10 protein-coding genes are annotated in these 12358 nt (G+C 63.8%); 7 read left to right on the top strand and 3 right to left on the bottom strand.

Going from position 1 to position 12358, the window contains the following annotated elements:
• Positions 1–102 precede the first annotated feature (102 nt).
• The 3 genes from A6F68_RS08475 to A6F68_RS08465 form a co-directional block, all read right to left on the bottom strand.
• Positions 103–837 carry a FadR/GntR family transcriptional regulator gene (locus A6F68_RS08475; RefSeq protein WP_067682330.1) on the bottom strand — a complete coding sequence of 245 codons (735 nt, stop codon included), beginning with the start codon at positions 835–837 and terminating at the stop codon, positions 103–105.
• Positions 838–965: 128 nt separating this feature from the next.
• The gene (locus tag A6F68_RS08470) at positions 966–4031 is read right to left on the bottom strand and encodes a TonB-dependent receptor (protein ID WP_198152575.1); all 3066 of its coding nucleotides are present in this window, start codon (positions 4029–4031) and stop codon (positions 966–968) included.
• Between the two features lie 164 nt (positions 4032–4195).
• Positions 4196–4993 (bottom strand): 2-keto-4-pentenoate hydratase, encoded by a 798-nt coding sequence (locus A6F68_RS08465; RefSeq protein ID WP_232308100.1) that lies wholly within the window; start codon positions 4991–4993, stop codon positions 4196–4198.
• A gap of 303 nt (positions 4994–5296) precedes the next feature.
• Here A6F68_RS08465 and A6F68_RS08460 point away from each other — a divergent pair, with 303 nt between their 5' ends.
• From A6F68_RS08460 to A6F68_RS08430, 7 genes are all read left to right on the top strand, one after another.
• Positions 5297–6286: a TRAP transporter substrate-binding protein gene (locus A6F68_RS08460; protein WP_067678584.1), complete on the top strand. Its 990-nt coding sequence runs from the start codon at positions 5297–5299 to the stop codon at positions 6284–6286.
• Positions 6279–6830 carry a TRAP transporter small permease gene (locus A6F68_RS08455; RefSeq protein ID WP_067678581.1) on the top strand — a complete coding sequence of 184 codons (552 nt, stop codon included), beginning with the start codon at positions 6279–6281 and terminating at the stop codon, positions 6828–6830. Before A6F68_RS08460 ends, A6F68_RS08455 begins: the two co-directional genes overlap by 8 nt.
• Complete coding sequence (locus tag A6F68_RS08450; protein WP_067678576.1) at positions 6830–8116, top strand: TRAP transporter large permease; 1287 nt, start codon at positions 6830–6832, stop codon at positions 8114–8116. Before A6F68_RS08455 ends, A6F68_RS08450 begins: the two co-directional genes overlap by 1 nt.
• A gap of 104 nt (positions 8117–8220) precedes the next feature.
• Complete coding sequence (locus A6F68_RS08445) at positions 8221–9873, top strand: right-handed parallel beta-helix repeat-containing protein (RefSeq protein WP_067678574.1); 1653 nt, start codon at positions 8221–8223, stop codon at positions 9871–9873.
• Positions 9874–9919: 46 nt separating this feature from the next.
• Entirely contained in the window at positions 9920–10579 is a 660-nt protein-coding gene (locus tag A6F68_RS08440) for an RpiB/LacA/LacB family sugar-phosphate isomerase (protein ID WP_067678572.1), read from the top strand.
• A gap of 10 nt (positions 10580–10589) precedes the next feature.
• Positions 10590–11342, top strand: coding sequence for a 2-dehydro-3-deoxy-D-gluconate 5-dehydrogenase KduD (kduD, locus tag A6F68_RS08435; RefSeq protein WP_067678570.1), 753 nt, complete (start codon positions 10590–10592; stop codon positions 11340–11342).
• Between the two features lie 10 nt (positions 11343–11352).
• The gene (locus A6F68_RS08430; RefSeq protein ID WP_067678563.1) at positions 11353–12357 is read left to right on the top strand and encodes a sugar kinase; all 1005 of its coding nucleotides are present in this window, start codon (positions 11353–11355) and stop codon (positions 12355–12357) included.
• Position 12358: the final 1 nt, after the last annotated feature.

The raw sequence follows: 12358 nt of genomic DNA, 5'->3' as shown, positions 1-12358 counted from the left end.
TCGATCCCGAACCGAAATATCGATTAGCTAGGCAAACGCATCGAGTCAACCAATCTCGAATACCTTAAGCAGAATTATTGCCAGTCCAATCGGTCATACCAATCACACCGAGCCAGCGAGGAAACGTTCGCGGCTCTGTGATACGCGCTCCTGCAACTCGCGGAGTGCCTCGCGCTCGGTGGCGTCGAGCATCGCTGCAATGAGGCGATGAAAATGCGCGCGCATCGCAGATCGCGCCCGGTCGCAATCGCGCGCGCGCAGCGCATCGAGAATTTCGCGGTGCTCGTTTGCCCGCGCCTTGGGATCGTCGTCGCAAACGGCTTCGTAAGCGCGCTTCACCGGCACGATGTCCTCGCGCATGCGCCAAAGGGTTTCGATGAGGTGCAGCAGGGCCCCGTTTCCGGATGCCCTCGCAATGGTCGCGTGGAATTCGCGATCCGCCTCGGTCGAGACCTCCTCGTCACTCGATTCCATCGCCGCAATCAAAGTTTCCAGGCGAGCGATCTCGTCGGCACCGATATGTTTCGCGGCAAGCGCCGCCGCTTCCGCCTCGACCAGCGACCGTGCTTCGGTGACCTCGAACGGGCTGACCTGCGGAAGCGCTCCCGGCACACCACCCTTGCGCTCGCTGACGTAGACACCGGAGCCCGTCTTGATCTCGATGCGTCCGATGGCCTGGAGGGCGATCTCGGCTTCCCGAATGGTCACCCGACTGACATCGAAGCGCTCCGCAAGCTCGCGCTCGCCCGGAAGCCGCGATCCCGGCGGGAAGGTGCCATCGTCGATCAGCGCGCTTATGCGCTCGGCGATGCTCTGAAAGAGGCGTGGCTCTGCCATGTTGGTGACGATCCCCATAGTGTTGCAGACCACTCGCCTAGCCCACTGACGCCGCTTTTGTCATCACCGCCGTCAGGGGACAGCAAGAAGCCCGGCCGGCGCCCCCATCCGCCGACCGAGCAACGTCGTCACAGTTTAATGCTGAGCCCCGCCGTGATGCGCCGATCGGTAAGACCCTGGAAACACAGCACCGCGTTGTTGTTGACGCAGTAGAGCCGCTGGTCACCTCTCAGGAGGTTGATGCCCTCCACGCCGATGTTGATGTTCGGGGTCACGTCGTAGTTGATGCTGGCATTGAGCTGCCCGCGCGCATCAGCGATGACGGGCAGGTTCCAGCGGAACTGCTCGGTCGTGATGTAGGACGAGCGCCAAGTGTAGCGGAGGCGGGCGTTGAGACCGTACTTGTCGTAGAACAGCGTGGTGTTGTACGCGTACTTCGACAGCCTCGTCAGCGTGACCTTGCTTTGCACCGACCCGGCCGGGAAGCCCAGACCCGTGTCCAGGTTACGCGTGGTCAGCCCGGTGTAGAACGTTTCCGCCGATCCACCCGGCTTCTGGTAGGTGAAATTGCCGATGAAGCCGAAGCCCGAGGCGAACCCGAGGGCGTCCTCGAACTGCGACAGGTCATACTGGAATGCGGCTTCGACGCCTGTCTGGGTGGTCGTCCCAGCAACGTTGAAGGTCGATCCGAGCGGCGCGCAGATGCCGTTGCCCGGCGTCTGGCTGTTGATGTTCCGGTTGGCCAGCGGGTTGAATACGCCGCCGCCCGGACACGCAGGATCGATCGAATACTGCGGGTTGCCGTTCACGAAGCCGATGGGCGTCGGGAAATCGACGATGGGCGAGAACAGGTTGCTGCGGATCTTGTGGAAGAAACCGAGGCTCAGCAGGCTCGACGGCGCAAAGTACCACTCACCCGACAGGTCGAACGAATAGACCGATTCCGGCACCAGGTTGGGGTTGCCGCCCTGCACGATCGCTTCGGCAGAAGTCGAATACGAACGCGAGGTCGACAGGTCGTCGAAGTTCGGGCGGCGGATGTCGCGCGCGATGCCTCCGCGGAGGAGGACGTTGCGCGCCGGTTCCAGCACCAGGTTGAACCGCGGCAACAGGAAGCTGTACTTGGCGGTGCTGGTCGTCTGTCCGGCTGCCACGCCGTTGCTGATGTTGTTGCCCGTCGAGGACAGCGTGGTGGTGAGCCAGCGCACGCCGATGTTGCCCCGCGCGGGGATTCCGATCGGCTCCAGATCGAGATTGGCCTGGAAGTAGAGCGCGTTGGTGCGTTCCTTCACGCTGAAGAACCCGGCCGCCGACTCGGTTGGGCCGCTCAACAGCGGCACCGCGGGAAATTGCGGATTGGCCGTATTGCTGGCGGTGATCGCGGCGTTCAGCGCATCGAGCACCGCGCCCGGGTCGCGGAACGACAGTCCGCCATCGATGATGAGGAAATCCGAGAAGTACAGTTCGCGGCCGTCGGCCGCGTTGAAATTGCTCGGCGCCTTGATCAGGATATCCGAGAACAGGTTGCCCTCGGGACGGTTGAAGCGCCCCGCCGAGCCGGTTGAGTTGCTGGTCAGGCTGATGTTGTTCGAGATGTCGTTGTTGATCGCGGTCGTCTCGTTCCAGCGATACCCGAAGTCGATCGACGGCACGATCGGGTTGAGGTCGAGCGTGTCGTAGGTAAAGTCGAGCCTTGCGGCCCTTTCCTTGTTTCTCGCCGTGCTCGCGCCCTGCGCTACCTGATTGAGCTGGTAGTTGGCCGGGTTGAGCAGGTCATCCGTCGTCGGGGCGAACGGGCTCGAGGTGTCGATGCCGGACTGGACGACATTGTCGCGCAAGTCGAAGCGCACCGGCGATCCGTTGTCCAGCGTCCCCCGCCCGAACACCGGCTGGACCGACCTGGGGTTGATGAAGTCGAGCGTCGTCGAGAAGTTCGGATTCACCGTATTGGAAGTCGACAGAGAAAGCTCGGCGCGGACGCGCAGCTTTTCGCCTTCCCATTCGGTGCCGACGTCGTAGACACGGCTCTTCGTCACGCGCGAACCGGTGTCGCTGGACATGCGCAGGTTCGGATCGAGCGTTCCGCCGCTCGCCCCCACGACGCCGATGGTCCCGTGCGTCGTGGCCTCCACGGTCCCGAGATCGATCGGACCGTTCGGACCGATGAGGGTGCCGAGGTCGATGGTCTGGAAACCTTCGTGGAAAGCCGTGTTGACCGCGTTCGATGTTCCCGACACCTGCACGCGATTGCTTTCCTGAGAGCGCTGCTGGTTGTTCAGCGTCGCATCGAAGTACAGCTTCAGGCTGTCGGTTGGCTTCCATTCCAGGCCGGCCGTACCGTTGTAGGTTTCGTATTCGTAATTGTTGGTTTCCTGCTGAAGGAACTGCACTTGCAGGTAATCGAATGGCTGGTTGGCGTTGCTGCCGGGCAAGTTCGGGGCCGTCGATGCCTTGCGCAGGTTGTCGAGATCGACGCGCGGGGCGAACTGGGCGACGTCCTGCCGCGCATAGCTGCCGCTCAGGACGATGCCGATTTCGCCGATGCCGGTATCGAACCGGTTGCCGACCGTCGCTGACAGTCGCGGCAAGGTTGATTGCGCAAGGTCGCTGCGCTCCCATTGGGCTCGGGCGGCCACGAGAGGCTCACGCAAGCTGAGCGGGCGGATGGTGCGCAGGTTGATTGTGCCGCCCACCGAACCTTCGATGGTCTTCGCCTCGGGAACCTTGACGACCTCGACCGAAGAAATGAGCGAAGCGGGAAGATCCTCGAAACTGATGCCCGAGCGCCCGGAACCCGAACCCACGGTCGACACGCCGTTGATCTCGACGCGGTTGGCATCGGTGCCGCGAATCTGCACCGAGTTGCCGACGCCCGCCTGCCTGGTGATCTGGATGCCGGTGACGTTCTCGAGCACTTCCGCGAGGTTCTGGTCGGGCAGCTTGCCGATGTCTTCCGCCTGGATCACTTCTACCAGGTTGTCCGCGTTGCGCTTCTCTCCGAGCGCGCTTTGCAGCGAACTGCGAATACCAGTGACGACGATAGCCTCGCCGCCGTCATCGTCGGATCCCGCGGCCGCGTCCTGCGCAAACGCCGAGGATGCGAACATGCAGCCGGCCATGGCCGTCCCGACCAAGAGCGACCCCATGCGGCGAGCAGACCCGCGCGCACTGCCGTTGTGATTCCTACGAGCCATGTTTCCCTCCCATTTGGCGGTCCCGCTTCGACGGGGCTGCAAGCTGCGCCACAGGGCGCGTTGCCTTAGTACCTGCAGCTAATTCGACTATGCCTGTTTGTCAAACCTCTAGACCATTCCTATTGTGGCTATTTTTGTCATACCAATTTAAAGAAATGCCAAGGTCAAGCATCGTGAGGCCGCTCGCCGCTGGTGACGGTCCTGCATGAAACCGTATGGGATCCGGCAAGTGTCGCTGTGACGACGCTGCCGGGCGTGACCGTGTGCACCCCGGTCAACGCCCCGGTCGAAATCCACGAACCCGCCTCCAGAGAAATGCCGCGGGCTTCCAGGACCGAAGTCAGGAAGGCCAGCGAGCCAATCGGACCATCGAGCATGTCCGAGGCCCGCCCCTCGCCTACCTGCACACCATCGACGGCGAGTTCGACCGGAGCGGTCAACAATTCGTTCGGCGCAAAGCCCGAAAGCTCCGGCCCGAGGACCAACCCGTAATTGTTGCCGAAGTCGGATGCCGTAACTGCCGGGCCCTCGTCGTTGATTCCGGAGAAAGGGGAGCTCGCTACCTCGATACCAAGGCGTATCTCGTCGATGGCCGCGGACGCTTCGGCGAAAGACAGCGCCGAATGGATCGGTCGCGAAACGCGCAGGATTATCTCTGCTTCCACGGCCGCAAAGCCGCGCAGGACCGGCACGTCGACCATCGCACCGCTCTCGTTGCGAACGAGACGGCTTTTAAAGATCGGCCCCGCGAGTCGTTGAGCCCCGAAGCGATCGACTAAGCCGTCAGCGATCCGACCGAGCTTCCAGCCCACGACCCGGTCAGGCCACAGGGACAACGCAAGATCCTGGATTCGATAGGCCTCTTCCAGGGACTCCGGGTGCGCGCCGGGATAGCGCGAGAGCACCTCGTCCTCGCGCCGGGCCGACACAAAGGCAGCCGCAATTCGCGCCAGTTCGCTCAACTCAGCCAATCCCCAACCCCCGAATGTTTGAGCCATCGTGTCCCTGTTAGACACCGGTGTCAATGGCAAATCGCCCAATCCTCCGTGTTAGGAAGATTGCGAATATATGATCACCGGTTTGACGAACTGGATTGCAGGAGTGGCATAGCGCCCCAATCCTCACTAATCCGAGTTAGCCTGCCCTTTTTTGTTGGTAACCGGTGTCATTCTGTGCAATACCGTTTTCGATCCGAAAGCGGATGCGACTGGAGAGGGTACCGTCTTGGCACTTGCGATTGCTCGCCGGACAATGCTGGTCACGCTGTGAGAAGGCGCGGTTTCATCGTCGGCTCGGTCGCCACGCTCGCCCTGGGCGCATGCAATCGATCTGCAGGACGGACCCTGCGCGCCGCCGAGTTCCACCCCGAAGAGTATCCCACGTCGCAAGCATTGCTCGATATGGGCCGCCGGATGGCGGACTATTCCAACGGCCGCTTGACGCTCAAGCTCTACCCGGGCGGCCAACTGGGCGCCGAGCGCGATACGCTGGAACTGGCCACCTTCGGCGGGATCGACATCAACCGCGTCGCGCTGGCCCCGCTCAACAGCATCGAACCGCTGACGCTCGTCCCGTCGCTGCCGTTCCTGTTCGACGACCAGGACCACATGCGCCGTGCGATGGACGGAGCGCCCGGTCGAAAGGTGCTCCAGTCGCTCGTGCCGCATAGCCTGGTTGGACTTTGCTTCTATGACAGCGGCGAGAGGTCGTTCTACAACGTGCGCGGCCCGATCCGCACGCCCGACGATATGCGCGGCCTCAAGATGCGGGTCCAGAACAGCGACCTCTATGTCGACTTGGTTGAATCGCTCGGTGCCAATCCGACCCCCATGCCGCTCGGGGAGATTTACCAGGCGTTGGTCCAGGGCGTCATCGATGGCGCGGAGAACAACTGGCCCAGCTACGAAAGCACGCGCCATTACGAGGTGGCCCGTTTCTTCAGCCTGACCAGGCACGTGATCGCGCCTGAGATTCTCGTGATGTCGCGCGCGGTGTGGGACGATCTCTCGCCGGACGATCGAGCGATCGTACAGCAAAGCGCCATCGAATCGGTGCCGCTGATGCGCGGACTGTGGGACGCCCAGGTTCGAAAGTCGCGCGCCATCGTCGAGAAGTCGGGTGTGGCCGTTAACGAGATCGCCGAGATCGGCGCCTTCGTCGAACGCGTTCGACCGGTCTGGGACGCATTCGTGACCTCGCCCGAACAAAAGGCGCTTGTCGCGCAGATCCGCGAAATGGGAGGGTCGGGTGCTTGAAAGGCTGACGCGCTTCAACGACCGTCTGGCGCAATTCCTCATGTGGATCGGAGGCGCCGGCCTTGTCCTGATGACGGCGATCGTCGGATGGCAGGTTTTTGCCCGCTATGTGCTCAACAACAGCCCGAGCTGGGCCGAACAGCTCACCTTGCTGCTCATGCTCTGGTACGCTCTGCTCGCAGCCGCGGCAGGCTTCCAGCAGGGCTTCCACATCCGCATCGCCGCCCTCCAGGCGCGCCTCCCCGAGCGTCAGGCGCGCTGGCTGCGCATCGTGGTCGAGGCGCTTGTTGTGATGACCGGTGTGCTCTTCGTGGTCTGGGGAATCCAGCTGGCCGAGACAGTGCGAACGCACACCATCCCGTCGCTGTCGCTGTCGCGAGCATGGGCATATCTTCCCCTGCCGATAGCGGGGGCTTGCATAGTCCTGTTCTCTGCGACGCGACTGGTCGGCGAGATCGTGCGACCGGGCTTCGCTGCGCATAAAGACCCTGATCATGTCGAGCCGCAGGACAATACTACCATCTCCGCTGCGGGAGGCCGCTGATGGATCCGGCACTCGTCGTCCTGCTGCTTGCCCTTGCGGTGCTCCTCGTGATCGGCACCCCGGTGGCACTCGCGTTGCTGCTGTCGACCGCCGCGGCGCTTGTCCTGCTGGATATCCCCCTCGCAGTATCGCTCCAGCGGCTTGCAGCCGGGATCAACGTGTTCTCGCTGCTGGCGATCCCCTTCTTCATCTTTGCCGGCGACCTCATGTACCGATCCGGCATAGCCGGCCAATTGGTGAGCATTGCCGAAGCCTCGCTCGGGCGCGCGCGCGGTGGCCTGGGACAGGTCAACGTCGGTGCGTCCATGCTGTTCGGCGCGGTGTCCGGTTCGCCGATCGCGAATGCCTCGGCGATGGGGTCCACCATTTCCCCGATGATGCAAGAGAAAGGCTACGACCGCGATTACGCGACCAACGTGAACGTGACCGCCGCGATCGTCGGCCTGCTTATTCCGCCGTCGCACAACATGATCATCTACGCGGCTTCCGCGGGGACGGGCGTGTCGATCGCGGATCTGTTCCTTGCCGGGGTATTCCCGGGCATTCTCACCGGATTGTTGCTGATGTTCGTGGCCTGGCGCGTTGCAGTGGCGCGCGGCTATCCGGCGGGCGTCTTCCCCGGATGGCGGGCGTTCGCGAAGGCAACGCTCTATGCCCTGCCCGGCCTGATGACGGCGATCATCATCATCGGCGGCATCCTGAGCGGGATCTTCACCGCCACCGAATCATCGGCGATCGCGGTGATCTACACCATTGCGGTCGGCGTGCTGGTCTATCGGACGGTCGGCTGGCGTGAGTTCCAGGACAGTGCGATGGCATCGGTCCGGATTACCGCCATGGTCCTCCTCATCATCGGCGCGGCGAGCAGTTTCGGATATGTCCTCGCGATCCTCGAAGTCCCTTCGGGCATGGCCAGCCTTATCGGCTCGATCACGAACGAACCGATTCTCGTACTCTTGATCATCAACGTGATGCTGCTGTTGCTCGGCACTTTCATGGACATGTCGCCGCTGATCGTCATCACGACACCGATCTTCCTTCCGATCGTCGCCCCGCTGGGCATCGATCCGGTCCATTTCGGCATCATCATGATGCTCAACCTCGGTATCGGACTCGTGACGCCACCTGTCGGATCGGTGCTGTTCGTCGGCGCGGCGGTGAGCGGCATCAGCGTCGAGAAGACGATCCGGACGATATGGCCATTCTACTTCGCGCTCATCGCCGCGCTTCTGCTGGTGACCTACGTACCCGCGATCTCGCTGGCGTTGCCCGCAGCGTTCCAATGATTGGATTCTACAAGCCCTGCCGCGCAACACGGCCACTGCATGGGCCATTCGACGTTTTTGAATCCGGCGATTCAAACGCCAGAAAGAGGGGAAAACAGGCAGCCATGAAATATCTCGCATTGCCCGTCCTCGCCGCCGCCCTGGCCGCTCCTGCCGCTGGCCAGGAGCGGCCCAGCGAAGCCGCAGGCGGAGTGCCGGCCGGGCTGCCCGACTACAGCTATGCAGGGTACGGGTTCGGCACCGCCGATATTCCCCCTGCCCCGCCCACTTCGATCGCCGTGGCCGATCACGGTGCCGTGCCCGACGACGGCCTCGACGATACGAAGGCCGTTCAGCGCGCGCTCGAGGCCGCACGCAAGGTTCCCGGACCGGTCACTCTGCGCTTCCCTTCGGGCCGGACACAGATCACCGAAATGCTGCGCATCGACCGGAGCGATATCGTCCTCGAAGGAACGGGTTCGGATGCGGGCGGCAGCGAGCTGTGGTTTCCCCGCCCCCTCGAACTGGTCGACACATCGCCGCAATGGGACGAACTGCGCGAGTATCTGGTCAAGGAAGATAAGCGGCAGATCGAGCCGGAAAACAACATCGACTACCTCTTCAGCGAGTGGAGCTGGAGCGGCGGATTCCTGTTCACGGGTCCGCCGGACACGCGCCCGGTCAGCTATGATGGCAGCAAGGACGTACGCGATCCGGTGCTGACCGATGGCGTTGCTGGCAGGCAGTTCGAGCGCACGCTGACCGTCGCCGACCCGGGCAAGCTTCGCACCGGCCAGGTGATCCAGCTCCAATGGTTCGCGACCCGGGGCAAGGACAGCGCGATCATCAAGTCGCTCTATGGCGACACCGAGCTGCCGATCGGTTCGCATCACTGGACCTTCCCCAACCGGCCCACGGTTTCGCAGTCGACGCGTATCGTGGCGATCAGCGGAAAGACGGTCACGCTCGGCGATCCGCTGCTTCACGATGTACGGCCGGACCAGCCCGCTGTCGTCGCGAACTGGGAGCACCTGACCAACGTCGGCATCCAGAACCTGGCGATCCGGTTTCCCGAGGGCGCGGCCTACGGCCATCACCTTGAGCAGGGTTTCAACGGCATCTACATGACGGGCGTGTTCGACGGGTGGGTTCGCAACGTCGTGATCGACAATGCCGACAGCGGTATCCTCACCGACAATGCGGCCAGCCTGACAATCGCCGACGTCACGACCACCGGAGACCGGCTGGCGCATTACGCGGTACATGTCGGCGCGGTGCACAACGTCCTCGTGCGGGACCTGCGCGTGGAGAATCCGGTCGTGCATCCACTGACGGTCAACACGCGCTCGACGCGCTCGGTCTTTACCCATGCCCAGGTGCTCCAGGGCGCCATCCTCGATCAGCATAGCGGCTCGAACCACCAGAACCTGTTCGACGACGTCACCTTGCGCATCGCACCGAAGTGGACCGGAGGTGCGTGGACCTGGCGGCTTTGGGAGGGCGGCGGCGCACCCTACTGGAAGCCGGGCCACGGGATCGGCAACACGACCTGGAACGCCCGACTCGTCTTCGATGGGGGGCCCGCGAAGGGAGAAACCCTCAAGGTCATGAGCGGCCTCGAAGGGCCTGGCGGCACGGTTGTGGGCATTTCGGCAAGTGGACGGCCGGTCGAAGTCGATTATCGTCCGACAGCACGGATCCTCGACAGCGGCCGTATCCCGGCCATCCCGTCGCTCTACGAATATCAGCTCAATCGGCGCACAAACCGGGCCGATTGACCGAACGCCTCAGGCAAGAACAGATAGACACCGGAAGGACTACCCCATGAAGATCGCGCTTATCATCGAGAACAGCCAGGCGGCCAAGAGTTCGGTTGTGGAGGATGCGCTGCGGAGCGTGGCGGAGCCGATGGGGCACGCGGTTCACCACTACGGCATGTACACGCCGGACGACGCGGCATCGCTGACCTATGTGATGAACGGCCTGCTCGCGGGCATCCTGCTGAACTCCAGGGCTGCGGATTTCGTGGTGACCGGGTGCGGCACGGGCATGGGCTCGATGCTCGCGTGCAACGCGATGCCGGGCGTGTTCTGCGGCCTGGTGATCGATCCGACCGACGCGTTCCTGTTCAGCCAGATCAACGACGGCAACTGCATGTCGATGCCCTATGCCAAGGGCTTCGGCTGGGCCGCGGAGCTCAACCTGCAGGATTGCTACCGCAAGATCTTCGAGAACGAGGGCGGCGCGGGCTATCCGAAGGAACGCGCGCACCTGATGGCGGCCAACCGCACCAAGCTGAAGGACCTGAAGGCCGCATCGACGCACGACATGCTGACCGTGCTCAAGTCGGTCGACCAGGACCTGCTGAAGGCTGCTGTCGCGGGCGAGCGGTTCGCCGAGTACTTCTATGCCAACTCCCAGGACGAAGGCATCAGCGCCTATCTGCGCGAGCTGACCGGCGTCAGCGAACCTGCCCTGTCCTGAGAGCGCACCGATGATCGACTTCAGTCTTTCGGGTCGAAGGGCGCTGGTCACCGGGGCCAACACCGGGATCGGCCAGGCCATCGCGGTGGCGCTTGCAGCGGCCGGTGCCGACGTCGCGCTGGCAGGACGGAGCGAGCCGGCCGAGACGCTGCGGCTGATCGCCGACGCCGGTGGCAAGGCCGTGAACATCGCTGCGGACCTGTCCTCGATCGAGCCGGTCGAGCGGGTCGTGGCCGAAACGGTCGAAGGTCTCGGCGGGATCGACATCCTCGTCAACAACGCCGGGATCATCCGCCGCAACGACCTTGCTGACTTCACCGAGGAGGACTGGGACGCGGTCGTCGATACCAACCTCAAGAGCCTGTTCTTCCTCAGCCAGGCGGCCGCCCGGCACATGGTAGCCCAGCGCCGCGGCAAGATCGTCAACATCGCCAGTCTGTTGAGCTTCCAGGGCGGTATCCGGGTGCCGAGCTATGCCGCGGCGAAGAGCGGCGTGGCCGGCGTGACCAGGGCCATGGCGAACGAACTCGCGCCGTCCGGGGTGCAGGTCAACGCGATCGCGCCCGGGTACATCGCGACCAACAACACCGCCGCGCTGCAGGCCGACGAGACCCGCAACCGCCAGATCCTCGAGCGCATCCCGACCGGACGCTGGGGCCGGCCCGAGGATATCGCCGGCGCGGCAGTCTTCCTCGCCTCGCCCGCCAGCGACTATCTGACGGGACAGATAATCGCCGTCGACGGCGGATGGATGGCGCGCTAGCGATCCAGACATGACTGTCACTTGCTTCGGCGAACTGCTCGTCCGGCTCACGCCGCCCGGTAACCGCCTCATGGTCCAGGCCGATTCGCTCGACCTGACGGTCGGCGGTGCCGAGGCGAACGTAGCGGTCGCGCTCGCTTCCCTGGGCCATGCGGTGCGGTTCACCGGCATGGTCTGCGATAACCCGCTCGGGGACCGGGCGCTGGCCGCGCTGCGCAGCACCGGGGTGGATGTGCGCCACCTCGCGCGCGCGCCGGGCAGGATGGGGCTCTATTTCCTCGAAAACGGTGCCGGCTCGCGACCGTCGACCATCACCTATGACCGCGCCGGGAGTGCCTTTGCCGAAGCGGACCCCTCGTCGATCGACTTCGCCGCGGCGCTGGACGGCTCGCGTCTCCTGCATAGCGGAGGGATTACACCGGCCCTTGGTCCGAAAGGCGTGGCGCTCGCCAAGGCAGCCCACCAGGCAGCCAAGGCAGCCAACGTCCCCATCTGTTTCGACGGCAACTATCGCGGCGCCTTGTGGAGCGCATGGGAGAGCAACCCGCGCGCGATACTGTATGACCTGGTGTCCGACGCGACGATCCTGATCGGCAACCACCGCGACATATCGCTGCTTCTCGGTCGCGCGTTCTCCGGCGATGGTGCAGACCGACGCCGCGAGGCCGCCGAAGCCGCCTTCGACGCATTTCCCAATCTGAAGCTCATCGCTTCGACCGCACGGCAGATCGTCTCGAGTGGGCACCACCGCATCGCCGCGCGCGTCGACGGCCGCGATGCGGCGCATCAGACGGCAGAGATCGACGTGACAGGCATTGTCGATCGCATCGGCACAGGCGATGCCTTTGCGGGGGGCGCGATCCACGGTTGGATCGAGGGCGGCGACGAGAAGGCCATGGCGGAAGGCGGCCTCGCCTTGTGTGCGCTGAAGCACAGCATTCCCGGCGACATGCCGCTCATCGACCGTGCGCGCCTCGCGGCATTTGCGCCCGGCAGTGCCGACGTCGTGCGCTGAT

Origin of the sequence: Tsuneonella dongtanensis (assembly GCF_001698205.1) — a bacterium.
Taxonomy (GTDB): domain Bacteria; phylum Pseudomonadota; class Alphaproteobacteria; order Sphingomonadales; family Sphingomonadaceae; genus Tsuneonella; species Tsuneonella dongtanensis.
Note: the sequence above shows the minus strand (reverse complement) of the source record. Positions and strands in the feature narration are given on the sequence as shown.

Coding starts and splice junctions, on each gene's coding strand:
- A6F68_RS08450 (WP_067678576.1), top strand. CDS start 6,830: ATGGATCCGGCACTCGTCGTCCTGCTGCTTGCCCTTGCGGTGCTCCTC.
- A6F68_RS08475 (WP_067682330.1), bottom strand. CDS start 837: ATGGCAGAGCCACGCCTCTTTCAGAGCATCGCCGAGCGCATAAGCGCG.
- kduD (WP_067678570.1), top strand. CDS start 10,590: ATGATCGACTTCAGTCTTTCGGGTCGAAGGGCGCTGGTCACCGGGGCC.
- A6F68_RS08430 (WP_067678563.1), top strand. CDS start 11,353: ATGACTGTCACTTGCTTCGGCGAACTGCTCGTCCGGCTCACGCCGCCC.
- A6F68_RS08470 (WP_198152575.1), bottom strand. CDS start 4,031: ATGGCTCGTAGGAATCACAACGGCAGTGCGCGCGGGTCTGCTCGCCGC.
- A6F68_RS08445 (WP_067678574.1), top strand. CDS start 8,221: ATGAAATATCTCGCATTGCCCGTCCTCGCCGCCGCCCTGGCCGCTCCT.
- A6F68_RS08440 (WP_067678572.1), top strand. CDS start 9,920: ATGAAGATCGCGCTTATCATCGAGAACAGCCAGGCGGCCAAGAGTTCG.